The sequence below is a fragment of the Gimesia sp. genome (genome assembly GCF_048260065.1).
In the GTDB taxonomy this organism is placed as follows: Bacteria; Planctomycetota; Planctomycetia; order Planctomycetales; family Planctomycetaceae; genus Gimesia.
This window is the reverse complement of the sequence record NZ_JBLXHC010000019.1, coordinates 21,035-41,932: the sequence shown is the minus strand read 5'-3', so window position 1 is coordinate 41,932 and position 20,898 is coordinate 21,035. Positions and strand designations below refer to the sequence as shown.

The following is a 20,898-nucleotide window of genomic DNA, read 5'->3' as shown; positions in this document are numbered from 1 at the left end:
CCTGTCACTTTGTTTTTGGATTCAGGTAGATTACTACATTGTTGCTTTCACGACCGGCAACCAGAAAATCTTTGTCTCCGTCACCATCAAGGTCGGCCACTCGAATATCATAAGCTTCCTGATTCATGCCTACGACATGTCGAGAAAAACGTCCTGATCCGTCATTCTCGTACCATACACAGATTTTACTTCCGTATGCACAAGTCACGGCATCCAAGTCGCCATCACCGTCGATGTCTTCCACTTGCAGGCAGTGAGGCTCCTTAATCTCAGCATCAATGGTGTGAATCTTCCAATCAGGCGATTCAAACCAGATCACCCCGCTCCCATGCCCACGAGTTGCCAGAAAATCTACCTTGCCATCTCCATTGATGTCACCCGGCAGGATATTCGTTGCTCCTAAATGGTTTCCCGGCAAGTCGTGCTTGGTCCACTCCTGTGTGGGGTCGGTTGGTGACTCCCACCATGCGAACCATTGACCTGTTCCTTTCTCAACGATTGTTGGTCCTCCCTTGGCCCCTGTCACAACATCGGGGCGGCCATCGCCGTTGAAGTCGCCCAGACCCAAGTAGTGAGAAATCCCCGGAGCATTACGATCAGCAAGAATATGGCGTTGCCATGCCTGATCGGATTGGACCTTAGCAGGAGGAGAAAGCCATACCAGAGAATTGGGAAACCTGCCCTTTGGCTGGTCGCTTGTCGCCAGCAAGTCCATGCGTCCGTCTTTGTCAACATCGCCGTGAATGACACTGTGAACGCCGTTCAACTGATTTTCGATCACCCGGCGTTTCCAAGGCTCCTCCAGTGGTCGCTCAGGCTGTTCATACCACACGATCACACCGGGGTTGAAACAGGCGGCGATGTAATCCGCATCCCCGTCGCCATCAAGGTCGCACACATCGCTGGTGATATAGCTGTTGTTGCCGCCGAGATTGAGGTGTTTGTCATCAATGATGATTTGCTTCTTCCAGTCGGGACCGACAAACAGCCGAGTGACACCTTTTCCGGCATCGGCGATGATGTCGGGAATACCGTCTTTGGTGAAGTCGGCTGTGACGGCGGTGTAGCATATCCCACCTTCCCAAATCACCTTTTTGGTCCACGCATTTTTCGTCGCCGGTTCTTCCGGCCAAGCAGCGGGAACGTGAACTGCAAACACCAACATCAAGACAAGCCACCATTTGTGTGTCACTGAATATTCTCCAGAAGTAAAGTTAATGTTCGTATTCATTTTATAACCTCAGATATTTTGTTAATACCATAACGCTTAAGTGAGCGAACGGTAGCACTACGAATTTCAAGTAATTCCGCAATTGATTTCGTATCCCAACCTTGTAGGTATAAACCAAGGACAACCCGTTGTTGTAAAGGTAGCTTTATAATAGCTTCACCTAGTTCTTTTCCCCATTTATTGTGATCATCTTGCGGTCTGTCATAAACGTTCAATTTTTCATGAAAGTGAAGATCTGGATTTACTAACGATTCAGACTTTTTGCTCTTTCGTATTAAATCAATACAGCGGTGCATAACTACTTTTCGAGACCATTTAGAAAAATGAGTAATATCTCGAAAGTAGTTTTCATTACTATCAAACCTTGTTAAAGCTTTTGCAATTGTCTCTTGAAGAGCATCTTCAATGTCGTGTGGCTGAAGTGTTCCAAATTTCGTCTTCATTTGAGTCATTAGTTTGGGGGCGAGTTCATACCACCATTTTTCTATGTCTTGTATGTCCACTCAAAAAAACCAACGATTCCTATACCAGCTTACTTGTCACACCATAAATAACGTAGAAGTGTAATTTTTGTGCAATATATTCTGTAATTTTATTTGGAGAAAAATTTCCAAAAAAGCAAGTTCACTCATTAAATGATACGTAAAGTTATCACATAAAAATACTTGTGTAAAATTTACTGGGACGAGAGAGCCTAGGATAAAGAAATAAATAGGCACGAATAATGTCCGTATGTACATTTTTCAAGGTGAGTAGATATGACTTTACAGGTGAAATAAGTGCTCTTTCGATGGTTATTTGAAATGCTTCAATCCACATGCAGAATACAATTCAGACTGACACTATACCGTTCCCCCCAGTCGCTTCCCCAACTCAGTCATCTTGGAACGCAGTTCTTCCAGCTCAGATGAGTCCAGCAACTCATCCAGAGAATCTTCGATCTCATAAATTAGTTCTTCGGATCTCTGTCACGATTCCTGATCCATTTATGATTTTCCTTATGTCCAGACCTGTGAACCGAGCGAAATATGTAAAGTCTCAATAGTGTGAAAATCCGGGTAGGCGAAACTCTACGATTCTAGGTCGGCCCTGTCTCATTACTTGTCATGTGTATTTTGTAATCTACAGTTTACAAATTCTGACACCCGCAAGCCATCTGTTCAAAACAGAAATACAAAATGCGGAGAAATTCAGATGGCAAAAGTGTCAGCGATTTATATGAGGGTATCAACCAAGGACCAGAAGCACGCCAGTCAGTTACCAGATCTGGAACGTTGGTGCGAGACACATGGTGGCAAAGTGATCTGGTTCAAAGACACCTTTTCGGGGAGGACCATGAGCCGTCCCGGAATGGATCAGCTACTGGAATCACTTCGCATGGGGAAGTTAGATCGTATTGTAGTCTGGCGTCTTGATCGACTAGGTCGAAACACCAAAGGGCTCTGCCAACTCTTCGACGAGCTCCGGGACCGTCGTGTTGATCTTGTCAGTCTCAAAGATGGTTTCTCCTTGGAGTCTCCTGCTAGTCGACTTCATGCACGCATCCTTGCCTCAGTCGCTGAGTACGAAACGGAGATCCGTGCTGAACGAGTGGCGGCAGGACAGGCTGTTGCTCGCAAAAACGGCAAGCGATGGGGCGGAAGTGAAAAAGGATGACGGTGGAAAGTAACTGACGATCAAGTCAAAACTATCCATGAAATGAAGCATGCTGGCAAAGCCATTACAAAGATCGCTCGTGTGACTGGCCTTTCAAGACCAACGATCTGTCGAGTCCTGCGGGAAGTCCAGCCACTTTAGTAGTGTGGCTTGACGGATGGGAAGGGGCACTTGTGTTGCAAAAAAAGAATAGCCGAATTGTTGGATAGTTTATGTTGAAAAGTTACCCCCATAGGGGGCTCAAAATGGACTAAGCCCCCTATGGTTTATATATAACCTGCTCGTGACGAGGAATCGTCTATGCAAAGTTGGTTGCAAAAATTGGATTTTCTGGCGGGATGCTCATGGTGAAATTATCTTGAAAAGTTTTTGAGAAGGGCGAGGTTATAAATAGCGGCAATTGGAATAGCCTCTTTTAAACGATAGGCAACTGAAGAAGTTTAGCTTAGTTTAATTTTTGGATCTATCGAATCACTGATCCTACCAGTGTTGTCATGTAGTGTAGCTGAAACTAGTTCATTAATCTTTTTCACATGAGTTTGAATTATGGATATAGACTCTAAAATATTTTCATCTAATTTTGTTGAAGCCCATAGCTTATCTAGTTGAGTTCGTCTATTGAGCCTTGTTGTTAAACCTTCCATTGATGTTTGAGTGTAATCAAACATCTCTAGCTGTCGTTGCCATGGTACATCACGTTTTGACGTATGATTTGTAAAACTACGCCACAATGCATACGCAATTGATATATTAGCATATGATTCCATGATTCTTAAGTACCGAAATAGATCAAGGCGAATAACTCTTTCCGCATCTTCAATTATTTGATCTGCAATAGTTGGAGTGCCAAATGGGGCCTGATCAAGTCCGATGTAGGGCAAGTTCATATTTCCGGAGGGTATTATTTCCTTCTTTAAATAGAGCTGCACAATAGTATTTAGCTTTGCATAAATGCTCACCTCGATAAGTTTTATTCGAATTTCATAATACCATGTAGTCCACCACACATTCTTCCTATTTGACTTTAACATCGCACTAGCTCTGTCCAATGTTTGCCAGCCATCTTCTACACATAACATTGAACTCCGAAACGTTTCAGATGGCACTGAGTTTATGCAACATTCTTTTCTCAGTTTATTAAAATTTGGAACTTTTTGTTTTATTATTTCACTAATTATACTCGTGCGATATTGTCCTAATGCAGATGATTCAGCTTTTTCAAAAGGAGGTTTTTGTTGAATATTATTTTGCCCTTGTAATAAATATTCATCTTGAAATACAAATACTGCTTCGTGAGTTAGAACCTCGGCCCGATGAAGTTCAATAATCGCTTGCTCCATTGATCCAGATGGATGTTTGGTATGTGCCAAGGCTGCTTCTGCTTCATTAAGACGACGATGAGCCTTTCGATAATCTCTCTTGAAGGCCACAGCTAATCCTTCCTGAGTAAGTAGACGCTGGCGATCATCGTACCATTTAGGAGAATGACCAGTCGTAAATATTTCGAATGAACTATCAGATGACACTCCTCTGAGACCTACATACTTTTGCATAACTTGTGCAATTTCATATGCACGTGAGGCACGATGAAAACAAGACCTCGCTTCTTTTTTCATCTTATTTTGATCAGACTTTTTTCTTTTGCGTCTGCTTAGCATGTGAAATAAGTGGCCTTGCGCTAGAGCAAGCTGCTGTTCTCTTTGGAGTGTCTTGACTAAAAATCGAAGTGTTGATGAATCATCTTTAGTTGCATCTCCATTTATGAACTGGTTGATCCACTCATCCAGTATTTTAATTTTTGAATCTTTATAAAGCGTAGAAATTGATACTAATAGTTTAGTTGGAAATTTTATCCTACTATAGATTATTTCAAAGCATCGTATTGAAAAAGCATATGAGCGAATCGCTATACCCAAGGTAGCAAGTTCGTTCCACGAGGAAATCCATTCAGATAATCTTTCGTAATTCTCATTATTATTTCCATGTGGATATAAGATACGTAAATAAAATAGCGATCTTTTTGCATGCTCTGTATTATTCATCTCCTTTTCAAGACTTGAAACTGTTTCTACAAAAGTATCTGGAGAGTGATATCGTGCATATTGAGCAATCCTGAGTTGATAATGTCTCTTTATTGCAATAGTGTTTTCCCCAACTTCCCGGGCTAGGTCACGATTCATTTTTAGTGACAGTTCCCATATAGCAAGCATCAATTCTCTAGCATGTTTTTTTTCGACAGGGGAAAATTGTGATGTTTTAAAATAATTTAACAATTTCGTTAAATGAAAATATCGCAATAAATACAGTTCGTGACATATCCCCTTCGAAAATCCCCACGAAAGAATGGCTGGCCTCGCAATTTCTAAAACTCTGATAATATCGCCAATACAAATCAAAATTGAATTCAAGTTCTTTTTATGATCTGGTCTCACCTTATTTTCTTTATCAATTCGAGCCAATGCTTCATTTACTCGATGGTAAATAATTTCAAATGCTGTCATTGGATCATTAGACGATGCTAATAATCTGTGATACCACTCCGACAAACCATTATGTATCGATGGTAAATCTTTTTTCAGAAAACTATTTTTCTCAATTAGTTTATATCGCAGATAATTCCGAACATCAGAATGAATCCAAACAAATCCACCTTTCTTTCGTCTTACTACATGTTCATTTTCTAGGTCATCTAACCAATCATCAGCCATTTTACTCCATACTTCTGTAGGATGTTGTGTCTCATGAAATGGCCATGACCATACAATTGAAGCATACCTCATTCGATTTACTAAACATAAACAGAATAGAAATCTTTTTTTACCGGGTGTGTCTGCCCACAATATTGCTTTTCGAGCTATGCTTTTAAAATCACGATGCGAAATATCACTTTTGGGAATAACGTCATTGATTATATTTTCAATTTTTATTATTCGTTCAATATGGATTAACTGATGATGTTGACTTGCGTCATTTCCATTACTGAATTCAGAGATACGATTTGTAAGTTCTAAAAATGGACCATCGTAGCAGAGAAGGATTACTGTTACATTTTTACATTCATGCCCGCATACTCTGGATAGTAATTGCCAGAATGCTTGGCCATTAGCTGTATATTCTGCATAAGTATGATTGATCTCGATTTGGTCTAGCCAGCCATTTGGTGACAGCTTCGAATTATCTATGTTGACACTTCCAGCACCACTGCGTGCATTAAGAAATATGAGCCATTGACGATTTGGATTATTTGTGAGTCGTGCAATTTCATTTATTTGAGCATTTGCGATTCGTCGACTATCGGAAGAGTCACTATCTAGTAGAACCGGTATCCATTCACTGATACCGGCCTTCCGTGATATAGTATGTAGTATTATTTCAAAAAGTGCATTGCAATCACGTATCTCATCAAGGTCAATCCAAACAGCTTGTCGACGAGTATCTATTTGTTGGGCAAATACTTCAGAAGCTGCGGAAATTGCCCCAAAAAAACGGCCTTGTTGTCCATGCAGAAGAACAAATCTGAGCAACTCTCCCTCATGTTCGTTACTGAAACAATTATCAATACTTCGCTCTAGTTCCTTCTGTAGTGCTTCTTGCAACTTCTCACTATGAATTTTGTTTTTAGGAATTGGCAATGTGAATTCAGGTGGAACCGGCACCCTCGGAGGTGATGGAAATATACAACCTCTGGGTGGCAACCCTCTGGTTAGTCGTTGAAATAATTCAAGGAATAATAGCCCCGGGTATTGATGGTTTATTACCGCATATGACGGCGTTTTAGTGCGTGAAGTAGAATGTGAAAAAAGCTCTGCTAATTGTGCTTCAGTTTCTGGAACAGTTTTTTTGCGTCCACAAACCCAGAAGATCTTAAACCCTTCAAGAACTTCAGCTGCGATTGAAATCATTGAAAGAATACGTTTATCGCTAATCGAACTACCAACAATGAGAAGATATCTCGCTGCTGGAATTGATGACTGTGACTTTTTACGATTGCGAGTAACATCTTTCCAAGCCTCTGAGGTGATGTGTCGATCTGCTAAATACGAACAAAAATGTCTTAAGTCATCATCTGTAGGTGGCTGGTCAAGAGAATAATCTGCTCTTAATCCATATCTGCCCCCGTGAAGTTTAACTAAGCTGTTTTGCCCCTGCATGTCCCGGTATGAAGGAAGCCCGCTTTCTACGTGGACATCAAATACGGTAAAATCATTGAAAGTCTGATCAAATGCAAGTTCTACAAGCTCATCAAAGTTTGTTGTTAAAGCAGTCCTTATGCGAAGTGGGCCTGTTAATAAAGCTAACATATAGTGGCCAAGAGTTGGTTTTTTTTGAGACACAACATGTAAAAAAAATGTATCTACAATGTCCAAATCTGGCTCTCGAAGTGTGAGTTGATATGACCGGTTACCTTCAATCCGTAAGCGAGATAAAAATATCAGTGCAGATCGCCATTCTGCTGTTGCTCCGTACCCTTCCTGTAATTCTTTAAGTTCCGCATATTTTTTTCCTTCAAGCTTATCTTTGAGGATAAGCTTCTCTTGGATAATTGCTCGATCTAAAGCGGCCTTGATTCGCATTGACCAATTCGCTGTCTCTTCTCCATCACCTTTGTGTATTACAAAGGGAGGCCAGTCATCTCGTCCCGGAAGCCATCTATACGCCCTCTGACTTTCAATTGCAGCAATATCAACTTCTTCAGTCCCGGAATTTGAAGATGCAATCACTCCCGGTAGATTTATACCAAATGCCATTGCAATGCACTTTTGTAGATATCCATGCAGTTCTGTTATGATGGGTATTCCTGATGGTGCAGAAAGGCCGGCACCAAGAAGTGGCACGCAGCCATAACCTTCTTTCCGGGCATTGTTTATTTGATCTAAGAAATATTGTTCAGGAGATTTTGCTGTCTTGTCTTTGGCCACTTATTCCTCCCAAGTTATTACAGTAGACATGCCTGCAAGGTGTGTACGCATCCACACATTCTGTTGTTTGGGCCAGTCACTCTCAAGAACAAAATATCTATTTCACTGCATATTTATTATATTCTCCATTTTGAAGGTCTCGTTCTGGTATTATTGAGTTTTAAGATAACGAAATCAGACAATACATGACTTCAAAACAATATGTCATTTGACTTTACCAATCACATTCTCAGGATCAAAGTTTTTAAGAACCATTAATTTCAATTCACCATTTCCGTTCTCAGGCTCACCTGCGAAGAACAATTCATTCGTCGCTTCGACATAGCGAGGAAATATTCCACGCTCCGTAATCTCTTCGATATTCAAAACACTTGCAGAGTGAAATCATCCATCTGTATCTCTACCAGAGTGAATAATGATGTTTGATCCTTTCGAAATATCTCGCCCAGTGCAAAATAAATATTGCCCATCTCGTGAGATGAAAGGGAACTTCATCTTGCCAATCGGAGTCTGTTGCAAAAGCTGCGGCTTACTCCAGTTTGAAGATTTTGTCTTTCTGGTCATAAATTGAATTTGTGGACCGACTCCTTTACTCATACTGACGCAGTAAAGCGTCAAGCCGTCAGTTGAGAGACAAGGCCCGGCCAGAAACCCATCTTTGAGAACAGCAGTAGTGATTCTCGTTGGTCGTTTGAAATCACCGTAGACTCCAAGAGCAAACGGGCGGTCGTGTCCACGCCATCCCGTTGTGAGTTTCCGAGAGATGGTATATTATAAACACCATCAGAAGTGCTGGTTTTTCTGCAACCGAGAAAGAGTAGTACAAAGGACTTTTTAGAGGACAGCTTCATGTCTGAGCAACTGGTTCCAATCTTTCGAGTGACTGATGCCCGTGCCACCGCCAAGTGGTATGAACGCCTCGGCTTTGAGCTTGAAGGGGAACATCAATTCGCCCCAAAATTGCCCATCTACGCTTTCTTGAGGCGTGGAGACATCCTGCTTCATCTATCCGAACACAAGGGGGATGCAACTCCCAATTCCCTCGTTTACTTTTATGTGGACGACGTGGATGCAATCGCCAAAGAGTTTGGAGTTGCGGTCACAGAGCAGCCATGGTGCCGGGAAGTATCACTCACCGACCCTGACGGAAACCGACTTCGTGTAGGGCAAAAATAAGAATTCCCGTTTCCTTAAGAAAGCGTCAATCGAGAGGAATGCGGTTCAGTGGGCTTTGAAAAAGTTGGATGAAGATGCCGAATGAATATACCTGATCCAGAACCAGTCGATCCGAAGAAACTTCGTCTCGGTCCAATTCGTAACGAATCATTGCCACCAAATCTGCTCCAACAAATCGAAGCGGTTCACAAAGTAATCGGCTCTTATGTCAGCACGTCGCTCGAACAATTCGAAATCAGCTTCATGCGGGACGCTTCGCCCGAAGTTGAGGTCGCCATATGGTGCAGCATCGCCGCCGCATGGATCACCTACCACGAAAAATATCTCGGCGATGAACTGTTGCCAGACGAAGACGAAAAGAAGTTGCTCGCTGCCTTGCTCTCCATCTCCACCGGCATTGAAGACGTGGAAGCACTCGGAGTGCCTGAAAATGTCGGACGCAAATTATTGGCATGCTACGATGCGCTCGGGGACGACTGAATCCTGATCAACCGTTTGAAGGTATCCCTCGGATCGGCGCACTTTCGACCTTCGACATACTCCAGCATTGAAAGCAGAATGCCGCTCAGCTTGATGCCGACCTCATGGGGCGATATTGAACCGAGGCATCGCCATGCCCGGTATTGGCGAGACCAGAAACTGCCTCCATTTACACGCCACGCATTCGTTCTGGTGGATCTCGTGAAAAATGAGACTCACCCCGCCGTCTTCACCTGTGCTGTGTCGTAAAACACTGTAAACGCAGGCATTTCTTCCCGACACTCTCTCCGCTTGAAGCCCAAACTACGTCGCAAATCAGTTCAAATTCTCATTTGAGCGTTTGCGACAAGCGGCCTCTTCTCGATTCACATGCGAAAACCAATCTGCGCACAACATTTGTAATAGGACACCGGCAAGCGCAGGTTCGGCAAATGCTTCGCCGCTAAAGGAGACCACCACCTCGACACAAAGGACACCGGCAAAAACGTCGTAACCAAACCACTCACAAAAGACGACGCAATGCCAAGCCAAACAGAACTTCGCCAGCAAATCACAAACGAAATTATCAAAACTTTACAACAAGGTATCGCACCTTGGAAACAACCTTGGTCTTCTGCCCCCATGCTGCGGCAGGCTGACAAACGCTATCACAAATACATTCTCCGAACTGACTTATGCGCAAGGAAGTATGCGATTCGAGAGCGATCAGGGAGTTGGCAGGTATCAAGGACTTGAGTCACTCCTCTACGATTTCTGAATTTTTGTGGGCTCATGAAACTAAAAGTGTTAATCTATATGAGGATTCACAACTCTTTAATGGGAGCGAACAATGCCGAATGAATTGATACCAGACGAAATTGACAGTAGAGAGATTCCACCGGGCTTCGTTGACTTCAAGATTGAAGTGAATAAACCCGTAGGATTTTTCCTAGAGATTATCGACACGAAGGCGACGGAATCAGATAAGCGGAGAATATTTCAACCATTTTTTTGCATGACTTTGGGTGATATGACGGGGTTTTCTATAATGTATTCCGATTGGTATGGCACATTGGTAGGAAGTTACCCAAAGTCATTCCGATTGGCGACAGCCGGAATAACAGCTAATGGGAGAACCGAAGCACGTTTCAGTGTTTATAAAGCAGTATCTGGAGACGAAGTGCAATTCCGTGCATTTCAACTCATTCCAAATTGTGAAATACAGATCTCTGTGTTTGACCAGCAATGGAAGACAGCAGCATATGGCTCCATGACGGATACTCTAGCAACAATTAAATTGACGTGGTAAGTGCGAGATATATCCTTGTAGTCGCCACATCGCTTCTCTTGAGAGGCAAGTCTTGCAAATACATTCGGCATTAGTTTTATCAAGACGCCTTGACCAATTCTGAGTCAGATCGACTTTGTGGTGTATCTCAGGCGCAGGCGTCACCGCTTCGCATCTCAGGCATTAAGGATGCTTCTGCAACATTCCTTCCGCCTTCGGACCGATTGCCCACAGTGGCCTTCCACTTGAGATGTTCACTGAGATCGGACATGATCACCGGCTTGCTGATCCAGAACCCCGCCGCCTTCACGTACGTCATGCCGTAAGGCACTACAAATATAGTCATCTTCACTCTACATTTGCCCCCGCCTAAAGCCCCATTTCCGTCCAAGATCGGTTCAGATTCTCATTTGAGAATTTGCGATAAGCGGCCTCTTCTCGATTCTCATGCGAAAACCAATCTGCGCACAACATTTGTAATAGGACACCGGCAAGTAAAGGTTTGCCACCAACATCTCATCACAAGAGAAGAAAACTCTGGAATGAAAGGACACCGGCAACGGCTTCGTAACACTAACCCACTCAACAGTGAAGGAACGACGCAATGCCAAGCCCAAAAGAAATTCGCCAAAATATCTCTCAACAAATCGTAGACGCCTTAAAGTCGGGCAACACGCTCCCGTGGCGTCAGCCGTGGAGCAATGATCTAAATGTTGGACTACCAAGAAATGCTGTGAGCGCAAACCGATACTCGGGAGTGAATCCGATCCTGCTGGAAATCAGCCGGATGCGGCAGGGATTTCAATCAAAGTGGTGGGGCACCTACAAGCAGATCCAGCAACTGGGTGCTAATGTCAAGCGTGGCGAAAAAGGAACAGCAATCACGTTCTACAAAAACATTCCAGTCAAGAATCAAAAGACGACGGCTGGTGAAGAACCTGAAAAAACCGTACCACTTTTACGAACGTACCACGTTTTCAATGTTGAGCAAACTGATGGGCTAGATCATCTACGAATTGGTCACGGTGACAGTACGACCGACATGGAAGATTCCCACGACGAAGCCGATGAGTTAATAGACGCTACTGAAGCTGACATTAGATACGGTGGCAATCGGGCATTCTACTCGCCTACCACAGATCATATCCAATTACCTATGCGAAATCAGTTCCCCGACATGAATGAATTCTACAGCACGGCTACTCACGAACTCGTGCATTGGAGCGGAGCATCGCACCGACTGAATCGTTTTGGCTTGAGTTATGCTTTTGAAGAACTCGTAGCAGAAATCGGTTCATGTTACACATGCTGCGAAGTTGGCGTCCCCGCCAGTGATGATCTCTCGGACGTGACCAGTTATGTGCAAAGTTGGCTCCGAGCGATGGAGAACGATCCCAGCTTCATTTTTAAGGCAGCTTCGCACGCCTCAAAAGCCGCTGACTACCTACTGGACTTCCGCCCGTCGCCGGTTGAAGAACCAGCATTGGTTGTGTGAATCACAACAGGACACCGGCAAGCCATTCGTCCTGATCGGGACAGCCAAGTGGGATCACTGATGGTGATTACGAAGACGCCTAGGCTTTGACGCACGCAAGCAGAACGGAACCGTTGTCTCGGTCTGGCCAGCGAGCGACGGTACTCCACTGCCACTGTAAAGCCTTGAAGTCCCTATCGATCATCAACAGCGATCCGCTTGGTCTCTTTCTCTCTCCCGAAATGGTGAAAGAGGACACCGGCAAGTCCGTAAGACGAAAACAATCTTCTGATGGAGAATAAACATGACAATCCAACTCAACAACATCTGCAATTCACAGCTTGTGCAGGTGAATTATTCCACAGTGCTGCGAGCCATAGAACTCACCGACAGCACCCCTTTCACAATGACGATCCGTAGCCCTCTCGAATGGGCCGCTATTGCTCAATGCGTGAATCAGGGAATTGACAGTCACCTTGAAGCGGTCTGTGAACCACAGGACGTGTTCAATAATGGCCACTGTTCGGTCACACCGCACTCTCTATGCGTCCTGCTGCGAAGAATGGGTGACACAGAGTTCCGAGACACCGACGGCCACAATGCTGACGAAATTAGGGATGCAGCCATGTCGCTCCAGTCCAGCATTTTTACCTTGCTAGGGATAAACGAATACGGCGAGTGCATCGGGCGTGAAGCGATGGGGTTGGAGTAACAGGACACCGGTAAGAGAAGTAACAAGACACAATCAACTTCGCAATGGAGCTTTTGAAAATGAACAACCCTAATGACAACAACGACCAGATTCCATTTTTCCAAAATCCCACGTTTGAAAAACCTATAACCGCTCTTGAAGAGCGACAACAACTTTTGGCGCATCATGTGCGGCTTGTGGCTCGCAAACACAATCATGCTCTCTTCGTTTTTGGTGCCCAAGGTGGACTTGGGAAAAGCCGGACGATTCTCCAAATTTTGGACCAAGAGAATATCGAACCAGTTTTAATAAATAGTCACGTGACGCCGTTAGCATTTTACTCAATTCTTTTTCGCTATCGGAGTGAAGAAGTCATCTTCATGGATGACGTAGATTCAGCTTTTTCCTCCATGGCCCACTTAGGACTGTTGCGAAGTGCGCTTTGGGGATCACCACGAGTCGTAACATACGGTTCGAGCCAGTTGCCGAGCGACCTTCCCTCTTCTTTTGAAACAACAGCAAGATTCATTTTCGCCGCCAACGTCATTCCGAAAAAAAATGATGCTTTCAAGGCAGTCCTCTCCAGATGCGACATTTTTGAGCTTTCTGCGACAAATGAAGAAGTGGTTGATTTGATGAGATCAGTTTCGCAGAAAGGATTCCATCAGCTAACCCCCGAAGATTGTGGCATGGTCATCGACTACATCGCAGAGAACTCCGATGACCGGCAACTCTCTATGCGGTTACTGGGACCGTCGCTTCGCAAGCTGCTTTATGCACGTGGCGAAGGCATCGATTGGCAACCCATGATCAAGAGCCAGTTGAGTACGCTCGGGAGAAAAGATGCGTCTACAAAGCGACTCGATAGCAAAACTAAGGATTTACGGATCTTGCAAAACGCAATTCAGAAACATCCCGACAGCGTGCAAGAGCAGGAGAAGGTATGGAGGCAAGTTACGGGTAAGTCGAGAGCCAGTTTTTATCGTTGTCTCCAGCGTCTCCGTGCTGAACATAATGAGTAGGACACCGGGAAGTGAGTTGTCATAACAATTCAACTCACAACGGAGTCAAAAAAATGAACGAGGTAAAATCATGTGCGGTTTTCAACGGTCACGAACTGAAAGACATCCCCGTAATCAATCCGGGCGACTGGTTTGGCAAGACGTGGTTGCTCGAAATCGGGGGATCTTATTGGCCACTGTTTTTGATTGTAGAAGCAGACACCGTGCAGGACGCCATCGACGAACTCGCAGACAACGAAAAATACGGCCACAACATAACTGTGTCTGATGACGATCTCGCCGATTACGACGCCGAGACCTGCAACTACGGGCCGTCAGGTCAGGTGATCGGCCTCGACCATCTGATGATCTATGGGACTGAAGGAACCGAGACTCCGTTTCCATGCCGGTATTTCGGTGCTGGTCTCCCCAAGGAAGGCATGATGCCGACCAAGTTCTGTCACCGGGATTAAGTCAGTAGGACACCGGCAAGCAAGTCGTCAAACAACAATTCACTCAATCACAGGAGCAACACAATGGACAACTATCACGATCAATTCACCGAAGACCATTTGAACGGCGGCTACGGCGATATCCTCGACGAACTGGCCGCAATTGAATTCGACGATGAGTTTCCGGAGCTTCCAGAACTCGACGAACCGTGGGACGAAATGTTGGCCCAGCAGGAACTCGAAGATTACGAGCAAGCAGATGAATATTTCGGGTTCTATGGTTTTGATGAGGACTGGTAAGGACACCGGGAAAGAAACCAGACGAACAACTTCAATCTGAAAGGAAAAGCATGATAAATCAAAATAGCAAAGCAACCAGTCCAAAATTTAAGTTAGGAACAGTAGTCGCCACTCCGGGTGCATTGGATGCCCTTGAACAAAGTGGCCAGTCACCGAATGAATTTCTCAAACGCCATTTGCAGCTTGAGCAGGGTGATCTCTGTGCCGAAGATCATGAACTCAACACCGAATCTTTGAAGGACGGGAGCAGGATCTTGTCGGCTTACAAGACTTCGAAAGGCGTCAAGATTTGGATCATCACAGAAGCCGAAGATGGTAACGGCCATCGATCAGCAACCACGCTACTCCTGCCGGAAGAATACTAATTGCCCATTTTGGACACCGGCAATTCACGAAGTGTTGACCATCAAAACAGCACTGTATTCCTGTTTTGATAGTCTACGCCCCCACCATCATCGAGAAGAACTCAGCGTAGTCGTCGCCGCCAGCAATCTCACCACACTGCTGTCGCACAGCCACAGCCGCAGACTCATCTTCATCATACGACTCGTCTGCAACACACTTTCCAAAGTGCGCTTCGAGCACTTTGAGCGCAGAGATGAAAACTGTTTGGTTTTGGGCAACTGGGCATAATACCCGATTCTCAACTTCGTGATCGTACACCTGAAGCGTTCCATCGTTCATCAGGCATAGTGCATCCGCCTCGGCCAGTCCGATAAACGTCGCTTCGGCGGGAAGAGCGTAGTATGGGAAGCAATCCGCTGCAGATGCGGATGCTGAGAATTCGATCATGCCAACGACGTGTTTGTTTTGTTGCCAGTCGGCAATCTTCGGGTCGATCTGAGTCATGTTGACATCCGCTTGGAAAGACTTTTGTACAAGTAATGGGATCTGGCGTGGACGATTCTACTTGACCGCAGAAGTCGAATGCAATGAAAGGGCTGAAGAATACTGATTACCCCAAAACAGGACACCGGGAAGCCAGTTGTAAATCAACACAACTCTTCACAGGAGAAACACATGGGATGGCTTTTCAGAAATGGCAGCACACGTCGAGGCTTGATCGAGGAAAGAACCGAGGGGTGGGAGCGGACGAATCCTGACGGCCTCGTCATTACAAGCACCTGTCTTGCTCATTGCTATCGAGGGGCCAGTTTTTCAGGAGTCCTTTGGAGTGTCTGGGAACGCACTTTCAACAAAGAAGGTACTGAATCCAGTCCCAAACAACGCTGGATTCAGTGCGACTTACTGAGATACCAGCGAGATTTTGGATGGGGCTATAAGGACATGGAAGAGTCCAGTGGTCCTTACTTCTTCAGTTGTCCTATCAAATATATCCGCATGGTTCCTATTGAGCAGTACGGCGGCAACGAAGAGTGGCGGGAGCAGGTCGTCCTACATCATCAGCGTGCAGCAGAGAAACGTCGGCAGCGGAGTGCAGCAAAATGCCAGTGATCAGCAAGTAGGACACCGGCAAAACAACTGTGGAAACAACAACACACTCAACTAAAGGAACAAAAATGTCTGATCCAACAGAAACAACTCGCCGTGAGATGGTGACACAGATCAATGCTATTGAAGGAAGTCGGGAATATCTTGAAGCCAAGCACGGCGAAGTGTGGGACACGACCGAGCTTCAGGAGCAATTTGAAGTCACGGGCTTCATGGCACCGTTTGTCGGTGTTCGTCGTCGATGTGACAACGTGCGGGGGAGTGTGATGTTCCAAGCGAGCCCTCGCTATTATTTCGGATTTTCCCCGGAATAGGTCCGTGGATGGTGGGGCTCTCAAGGATGGGAGCTTCACCTTTCGGACACCGGCAAGTATTGAAGAAGGCCATATTCATCATAAAACCAGTGGTAAGAAGCCTTGACCGTTCGTTGAAGGCTTCTTACCACCCCGTGATATTGGGAGAAATCCATTGAAACTCGTGCCTTACTACCGAGTATCCACGACAAAGCAGGCCAAGTCTGGACTTGGACTCGAAGGGCAAGAAGCCACAGTCAGTCAGTTCGCCAACGCCCATGGGGCACAAGTCCTCAAGTCGTATATCGAGGTCGAGACAGGCAAGTGGTCCGAACGACCAGAGTTGGCGAAGGCAGTTTCTCATGCCCGTCGATCCAAAGCCACACTCGTCATCGCCAAGCTCGACCGGCTGGCTCGCAACGTCCACTTCTTGAGTGGTCTCATGGAGGCAGGCGTCAAGTTCCTTGCCTGTGATCAGCCAAGTGCCAACGATCTGACCATTCACATCTTGGCGGCTGTTGCACAGGACGAAGCCCATCGGATCAGCGAGCGTACCAAGGCTGCGCTCAAAGCTTACAAAGCTCGTGGTGGTAAGCTTGGAGCGTCCAGACCTGAATGTCGTAACCTGACTACGGATGCGAGTAGAAGGGGCGCAACAGCAGCAGGTGAAGCCGCACGAAGAGAGGCCGACTCTGCTTACACTGACCTGTATCCAATCATGAGGGAACTTCGAGACAAAGGCGTATCACTGCGAGCCATTGCCAGACACCTCAACGACGACGGATACGAAACTCGCCGTGGCCGATCATGGAATCACGTGCAGGTGCGGTCTGTCTTGAGGCGGTACGAAGTTGGTTGATCGTCAGGATCAGCTTCGGTCTTCAATCCGATGTTGCAAAAAAAGAAATCGAGTTTCTCCAATTCGAAAAGTGGGGAGATTCGACCGGGGTATCCGCCCCACGACCACTACGTCACCACCCTCATTTATTAGAAACCTCGAAACTTTCAAATCGTCTGCGCACGCTGAAAAAATGGCGCAAATTGAATCTCGAAAAAATCGCCGCCGCTGAAAACTCGTTAACTTGATAGCGATTTAATTTATCAGGATTTCCGTTATTCAATTCCTATTTTGCGAATGTGAATAGCAACTCTTCTAACCACCTCAATGTGAGCTTTACTTGATACCTATTGTAAAACTAAAACTGCTGGTAGTGTTCCATCGAAGACTGTTACAGGCTCAAGAGCGGCTTTCTTTGGGACTCTAAAATGCCAACCCAATGATCTACAGATTAACCAGATTCCAGATTGGAATTAAATCAGACACCATTCAAAGTAGCAAATTTGATCATGTATCTTGTTGCATACTGCTCAACGCTACGGGGCTTTTGTTGCTGGCTCAATCACCTTTAACTCATCATTCAACTTCACCCATTTTGTACCAACAATCTTGCCATCGTGTCCGTTGCCGGATAAGTCTTTGAGAACATCGCCGCTGCCTTCATCAAAGTGATACAAGGCCATTGTGTTTTTGTCGTTTTCAAAGCGTTTGGTAGGGGTGAAATCTTCGGTGTACCGGGCGATGTTGGAAATACGAACTTCGTCGATGGTGCCTTTGAAGAAGCCGCCACCTTTTCTATGACAACCGATGTGAAAAGACTCACTGGGATAGAATTCTTTTAACATTATTTCATCGTCGGTTTCAGAAAATGAATCATCAGCGTTTCTTTTCGTAAGAGTTGCTTTCAATGTTTTCCCATTCAGGAACAGCTTGAATCGCTTTCCATCAAAGCAGACTGCAACGTGAAATCCTTCTGATTGAAGTGGTATGTATTCTGTAGTTAGAAAATAGGTTTGATCAGGATTTCTGGATTTGGCGTGTAACGTATATACTGATAATTTCGCTCTCCCTGCTACCAATTTGACGTTTAGATTAAGGGGTACTTTCGACAGCCCAAGCGGGGAAGCCATCCATTTAGATTTCGTGGCTTGCGGGATAATAAATGCTTCCAGCGTCAACGGATGGTTTCCATCATACTTCAGCGTGTCTACAGCAATGTAACTCGACTTCCCATCAAACTCCAACGCATAGTTACTATCTTTGGAAGGCGGTATTTTCTCAGTCATTGCCGACGGCATCAAGCGGACCTTGATCGTCTCTTTGCCACCCGCTTTCACCGTAAACTGCTTTGTAAATGTTTCGAATCCGCCTTTGGTCACTTGTAATGTATGTGTCTTTTCATCAGCCACCACTTCAATCGGTTCTTTACCTTCACCCGTCTTGATGGTGATTTTCTTTTGCTCATCGACAGAAACCACAGCACCCGCCAATTCGGGCTGGTCGACTTCCAGAACGATGGTCCCTGAGGGGGTGTCTATTTTGAAGATGATTCCAGCTATTAAAACGAGCGAAGCCAGCACCACGCCCGCAATAATTCCACCCCGTTTTCCGATGGACTGCTTTCGCTTTGATAACGGTTGATAGCTGGTGCCGCCCAGTGTGTTGTTCAAAAAACCAGAAGTGAGGCTCTCATTTTGAGTATCGGTCAACGGTTTTTCTGCCGTCATGACATCCGCAGACATGACAATTGTCGGACTGGATGCGACCTTTTGTGATTGCAGAAACTTGTGTAACTCTGAATCTGACGGTTCTGTCGAAACAGTCGAGGAAGACTTCATCTGAATACAATTTTCAATTGCGACGATGACTTCACTCATCGATTGAAATCGGTCTTCAGGCTTCTTGGCAACCATCTTCTGAAACACGGCATCGATATCTTGAGAAATGAGGATGTGTTTGCCTGTCAGTGAAGGAATAGGATCATTCTGGTGTGCCATGATCCGATTGACCATGGTACTGCCTCGGTAAACCGATTCGCCTGTGAGCAGGTAATACAGCGAACACCCCAAGCTGTATATGTCGGAACGGGCATCGGCTGTGTGCGTGTCCTTGGCCTGTTCGGGAGCCATGTAATCGACGGTGCCCATCACTGAGCCATCTTGTGTTAGCTGTGTGGCTGGAATTTCGTGGGCTTCGTCTTCGATCCGTGCCAGCCCCATGTCCAGTATTTTGATAGTGCCTTTTTTGTCCAGCAACAAATTGGCGGGTTTAATGTCTCGATGAATCACTCCTTCTTCATGGGCATATTCCAAACCCTTTGCCGCTTGCAGAATATAATCGACGGCAACATCAACCTTAAGCACACCCTGTTTTTTCACAACGGCTGACAGATCAATGCCTTCCACATACTCCATCACAAAGTAATGGACACCATTGGCTTCATCGGCATCATGGGCAGTCACGATATTTGGATGGGTCAGCTTTGCGGCTGCTTTGACCTCACGGTGGAAGCGTTGGATCGATTGTGTATCTTTGGTCATCGCAGCTGGCAGAGTTTTGAGAGCCACCCGCCTTTCCATACGACGGTGTTCAGCCAGATAGACATCACCCATCCCACCCGCACCGATTTTATCCAGAATGAGATAGTTCCCCAGCAGCAGTTGTTTTCCTTTGCCCTGATAAACGAACTGTGCTTGAAGCTTGGTGACTTTTTTGTGTTTGACCAGCAGTTTCCCCAAGTCTTCGGCAGACTCCGCAGCAGGAGATTGCGACTTTTGAAAGACAGCGATATCCACAGCGGAGATAACACCGCTTTCCTCAAGCTGAGATACAAATTGTTCCAGACTAAGCGACATAAACTCTGGCCAACTAGAGAATTTAGAAGGTATTCAAATAGGCTAAGTACTGTAACCACAAACAGTATTCAATACAAGAAATTATAGCCATTCTCCGTATCCAACCAGTCTGATAAAAGAACGGTGTCAGTCGTTTTAAGCACCGGTCAGAGAATATGTTGCATTTCCAAGCATAAATACCTACATGAATAAAAACCACAACATAATCGAACTTCTTCGCACTTTCGCCCATCGGACTGATCCCGACCGGGTATTCGACGCCGAGCAAGCACTTCAGCCTTTCGGTGACGAGATAGTCCCCGCTCTTACCAAATCTCTCAACGATCCTGACCCCGACCTTCGCATTCTCGCTCTAAAAATACTTGAACACATCGACCAAAATACCGAACCTGCACTTCCAGCTATGATCGAGGCACTCGAAGACGATCACAGAACTGTAAAAATCGCCGCCCTCACACCTGTGGCGTCATTCGGTGCAAAGGCGATTGATGCCGTTCCAATTCTGGAGAAGTGGATTGGAAGCGATGACGAGTTCAGTCATGTGTCGGCAGCGGGGCACATTTTGATGATTGATCCCACAAGATCTAAAGAACTCTTATCGGTTCTGCTAAAGGCTTTGGAATCTGACGATATAGGAATTCGTTGCCAGACGGCTTGGCTGCTCGGACAACTCGGAGAATTGGAAAGAGATGTTGTGCCTGCATTGGAGCGAATGCTGGACGATGAAAACTCGTCTGTTCGCAGTGTCGCAGCAGATGCGATTCTGGATATTACGGACAACGACATAACTCATGTGACGATTTGAAACTAAAC

Annotated in this window: 22 protein-coding genes and 1 pseudogene; 17 read left to right on the top strand and 6 right to left on the bottom strand. The window is 45.4% G+C overall.

Going from position 1 to position 20,898, the window contains the following annotated elements; genetic code table 11:
• Nucleotides 1-4 precede the first annotated feature (4 nt).
• Entirely contained in the window at nt 5-1,231 is a 1,227-nt protein-coding gene (locus ACN0YN_RS26450; RefSeq protein ID WP_145192998.1) for an FG-GAP repeat domain-containing protein, read from the bottom strand.
• The gene (locus ACN0YN_RS26445) at nt 1,228-1,734 is read right to left on the bottom strand and encodes an RNA polymerase sigma factor (RefSeq protein WP_417388009.1); all 507 of its coding nucleotides are present in this window, start codon (nt 1,732-1,734) and stop codon (nt 1,228-1,230) included. The genes ACN0YN_RS26450 and ACN0YN_RS26445 overlap by 4 nt, the downstream gene beginning before the upstream one ends.
• Nucleotides 1,735-2,425: 691 nt before the next feature.
• Between ACN0YN_RS26445 and ACN0YN_RS26440 the strand changes: the two genes are divergently transcribed.
• The gene (locus ACN0YN_RS26440) at nt 2,426-2,887 is read left to right on the top strand and encodes a recombinase family protein (RefSeq protein ID WP_145193003.1); all 462 of its coding nucleotides are present in this window, start codon (nt 2,426-2,428) and stop codon (nt 2,885-2,887) included.
• 18 nt (nt 2,888-2,905) lie between these two features.
• Nucleotides 2,906-3,028 (top strand): annotated as a pseudogene (locus ACN0YN_RS26435) (helix-turn-helix domain-containing protein); the annotation flags it as partial.
• Nucleotides 3,029-3,327: 299 nt separating this feature from the next.
• Here the strand turns inward: ACN0YN_RS26435 and ACN0YN_RS26430 are convergent.
• Nucleotides 3,328-7,806, bottom strand: a complete 4,479-nt coding sequence (locus tag ACN0YN_RS26430; protein ID WP_145193007.1) for a hypothetical protein — start codon at nt 7,804-7,806, stop codon at nt 3,328-3,330.
• A gap of 204 nt (nt 7,807-8,010) precedes the next feature.
• Nucleotides 8,011-8,172, bottom strand: a complete 162-nt coding sequence (locus ACN0YN_RS26425) for a hypothetical protein (RefSeq protein WP_197996880.1) — start codon at nt 8,170-8,172, stop codon at nt 8,011-8,013.
• Nucleotides 8,173-8,655: 483 nt separating this feature from the next.
• On the opposite strand from ACN0YN_RS26425, the gene ACN0YN_RS26420 reads away from it, so the two are divergent.
• From ACN0YN_RS26420 to ACN0YN_RS26375, 10 genes are all read left to right on the top strand, one after another.
• On the top strand, nt 8,656-8,982 hold the full coding sequence (locus tag ACN0YN_RS26420; protein WP_145193010.1) for a bleomycin resistance protein: 327 nt from the start codon (nt 8,656-8,658) through the stop codon (nt 8,980-8,982).
• Between the two features lie 81 nt (nt 8,983-9,063).
• Nucleotides 9,064-9,462, top strand: a complete 399-nt coding sequence (locus ACN0YN_RS26415) for a hypothetical protein (RefSeq protein ID WP_145193012.1) — start codon at nt 9,064-9,066, stop codon at nt 9,460-9,462.
• A 519-nt stretch (nt 9,463-9,981) separates the two neighbouring features.
• Entirely contained in the window at nt 9,982-10,197 is a 216-nt protein-coding gene (locus ACN0YN_RS26410; protein WP_145193014.1) for an ArdC-like ssDNA-binding domain-containing protein, read from the top strand.
• A gap of 94 nt (nt 10,198-10,291) precedes the next feature.
• The gene (locus ACN0YN_RS26405) at nt 10,292-10,750 is read left to right on the top strand and encodes a hypothetical protein (protein WP_145193016.1); all 459 of its coding nucleotides are present in this window, start codon (nt 10,292-10,294) and stop codon (nt 10,748-10,750) included.
• 583 nt (nt 10,751-11,333) lie between these two features.
• The gene (locus ACN0YN_RS26400) at nt 11,334-12,224 is read left to right on the top strand and encodes an ArdC family protein (RefSeq protein WP_145193018.1); all 891 of its coding nucleotides are present in this window, start codon (nt 11,334-11,336) and stop codon (nt 12,222-12,224) included.
• 283 nt (nt 12,225-12,507) lie between these two features.
• Nucleotides 12,508-12,915 carry a hypothetical protein gene (locus tag ACN0YN_RS26395; RefSeq protein ID WP_145193020.1) on the top strand — a complete coding sequence of 136 codons (408 nt, stop codon included), beginning with the start codon at nt 12,508-12,510 and terminating at the stop codon, nt 12,913-12,915.
• Nucleotides 12,916-12,974: 59 nt separating this feature from the next.
• Entirely contained in the window at nt 12,975-13,916 is a 942-nt protein-coding gene (locus ACN0YN_RS26390; RefSeq protein WP_145193022.1) for a hypothetical protein, read from the top strand.
• 53 nt (nt 13,917-13,969) lie between these two features.
• Entirely contained in the window at nt 13,970-14,368 is a 399-nt protein-coding gene (locus tag ACN0YN_RS26385) for a hypothetical protein (protein WP_145193024.1), read from the top strand.
• A 63-nt stretch (nt 14,369-14,431) separates the two neighbouring features.
• Nucleotides 14,432-14,647 (top strand): hypothetical protein, encoded by a 216-nt coding sequence (locus ACN0YN_RS26380; RefSeq protein ID WP_145193025.1) that lies wholly within the window; start codon nt 14,432-14,434, stop codon nt 14,645-14,647.
• Nucleotides 14,648-14,697: 50 nt separating this feature from the next.
• Nucleotides 14,698-15,012 (top strand): hypothetical protein, encoded by a 315-nt coding sequence (locus ACN0YN_RS26375; RefSeq protein ID WP_145193027.1) that lies wholly within the window; start codon nt 14,698-14,700, stop codon nt 15,010-15,012.
• A gap of 73 nt (nt 15,013-15,085) precedes the next feature.
• Here the strand turns inward: ACN0YN_RS26375 and ACN0YN_RS26370 are convergent, their stop codons facing one another.
• Nucleotides 15,086-15,496, bottom strand: a complete 411-nt coding sequence (locus tag ACN0YN_RS26370) for a hypothetical protein (protein WP_145193030.1) — start codon at nt 15,494-15,496, stop codon at nt 15,086-15,088.
• 171 nt (nt 15,497-15,667) lie between these two features.
• Between ACN0YN_RS26370 and ACN0YN_RS26365 the strand changes: the two genes are divergently transcribed.
• The 4 genes from ACN0YN_RS26365 (at nt 15,668) to ACN0YN_RS26350 (ending at nt 17,478) form a co-directional block, all read left to right on the top strand.
• A complete protein-coding gene (locus tag ACN0YN_RS26365) occupies nt 15,668-16,102 on the top strand; it encodes a hypothetical protein (RefSeq protein WP_145193032.1) in 435 nt (144 codons plus the stop codon).
• A gap of 65 nt (nt 16,103-16,167) precedes the next feature.
• Nucleotides 16,168-16,413, top strand: a complete 246-nt coding sequence (locus ACN0YN_RS26360) for a hypothetical protein (RefSeq protein WP_145193034.1) — start codon at nt 16,168-16,170, stop codon at nt 16,411-16,413.
• A 163-nt stretch (nt 16,414-16,576) separates the two neighbouring features.
• A complete protein-coding gene (locus ACN0YN_RS26355; RefSeq protein WP_197996881.1) occupies nt 16,577-17,251 on the top strand; it encodes a recombinase family protein in 675 nt (224 codons plus the stop codon).
• Entirely contained in the window at nt 17,200-17,478 is a 279-nt protein-coding gene (locus ACN0YN_RS26350; protein ID WP_417388033.1) for a hypothetical protein, read from the top strand. Before ACN0YN_RS26355 ends, ACN0YN_RS26350 begins: the two co-directional genes overlap by 52 nt.
• A 288-nt stretch (nt 17,479-17,766) precedes the next feature.
• On the opposite strand, the gene ACN0YN_RS26345 is transcribed toward ACN0YN_RS26350, so the two are convergent.
• Nucleotides 17,767-20,085 (bottom strand): protein kinase domain-containing protein, encoded by a 2,319-nt coding sequence (locus ACN0YN_RS26345; protein ID WP_145193038.1) that lies wholly within the window; start codon nt 20,083-20,085, stop codon nt 17,767-17,769.
• Nucleotides 20,086-20,269: 184 nt separating this feature from the next.
• Between ACN0YN_RS26345 and ACN0YN_RS26340 the strand changes: the two genes are divergently transcribed.
• A complete protein-coding gene (locus ACN0YN_RS26340; protein WP_145193040.1) occupies nt 20,270-20,890 on the top strand; it encodes a HEAT repeat domain-containing protein in 621 nt (206 codons plus the stop codon).
• The last annotated feature ends 8 nt before the right edge of the window (nt 20,891-20,898 follow it).

Bases quoted from the DNA above. Each gene is read 5' to 3' on its own strand.
- ACN0YN_RS26450 (WP_145192998.1), bottom strand. From the start codon at position 1,231: ATGAATACGAACATTAACTTTACTTCTGGAGAATATTCAGTGACACAC.
- ACN0YN_RS26440 (WP_145193003.1), top strand. From the start codon at position 2,426: ATGGCAAAAGTGTCAGCGATTTATATGAGGGTATCAACCAAGGACCAG.
- ACN0YN_RS26420 (WP_145193010.1), top strand. From the start codon at position 8,656: ATGTCTGAGCAACTGGTTCCAATCTTTCGAGTGACTGATGCCCGTGCC.
- ACN0YN_RS26415 (WP_145193012.1), top strand. From the start codon at position 9,064: ATGAATATACCTGATCCAGAACCAGTCGATCCGAAGAAACTTCGTCTC.
- ACN0YN_RS26410 (WP_145193014.1), top strand. From the start codon at position 9,982: ATGCCAAGCCAAACAGAACTTCGCCAGCAAATCACAAACGAAATTATC.
- ACN0YN_RS26405 (WP_145193016.1), top strand. From the start codon at position 10,292: ATGCCGAATGAATTGATACCAGACGAAATTGACAGTAGAGAGATTCCA.
- ACN0YN_RS26400 (WP_145193018.1), top strand. From the start codon at position 11,334: ATGCCAAGCCCAAAAGAAATTCGCCAAAATATCTCTCAACAAATCGTA.
- ACN0YN_RS26395 (WP_145193020.1), top strand. From the start codon at position 12,508: ATGACAATCCAACTCAACAACATCTGCAATTCACAGCTTGTGCAGGTG.
- ACN0YN_RS26390 (WP_145193022.1), top strand. From the start codon at position 12,975: ATGAACAACCCTAATGACAACAACGACCAGATTCCATTTTTCCAAAAT.
- ACN0YN_RS26385 (WP_145193024.1), top strand. From the start codon at position 13,970: ATGAACGAGGTAAAATCATGTGCGGTTTTCAACGGTCACGAACTGAAA.
- ACN0YN_RS26380 (WP_145193025.1), top strand. From the start codon at position 14,432: ATGGACAACTATCACGATCAATTCACCGAAGACCATTTGAACGGCGGC.
- ACN0YN_RS26375 (WP_145193027.1), top strand. From the start codon at position 14,698: ATGATAAATCAAAATAGCAAAGCAACCAGTCCAAAATTTAAGTTAGGA.
- ACN0YN_RS26370 (WP_145193030.1), bottom strand. From the start codon at position 15,496: ATGACTCAGATCGACCCGAAGATTGCCGACTGGCAACAAAACAAACAC.
- ACN0YN_RS26365 (WP_145193032.1), top strand. From the start codon at position 15,668: ATGGGATGGCTTTTCAGAAATGGCAGCACACGTCGAGGCTTGATCGAG.
- ACN0YN_RS26360 (WP_145193034.1), top strand. From the start codon at position 16,168: ATGTCTGATCCAACAGAAACAACTCGCCGTGAGATGGTGACACAGATC.
- ACN0YN_RS26350 (WP_417388033.1), top strand. From the start codon at position 17,200: ATGGAATCACGTGCAGGTGCGGTCTGTCTTGAGGCGGTACGAAGTTGG.
- ACN0YN_RS26345 (WP_145193038.1), bottom strand. From the start codon at position 20,085: ATGTCGCTTAGTCTGGAACAATTTGTATCTCAGCTTGAGGAAAGCGGT.
- ACN0YN_RS26340 (WP_145193040.1), top strand. From the start codon at position 20,270: ATGAATAAAAACCACAACATAATCGAACTTCTTCGCACTTTCGCCCAT.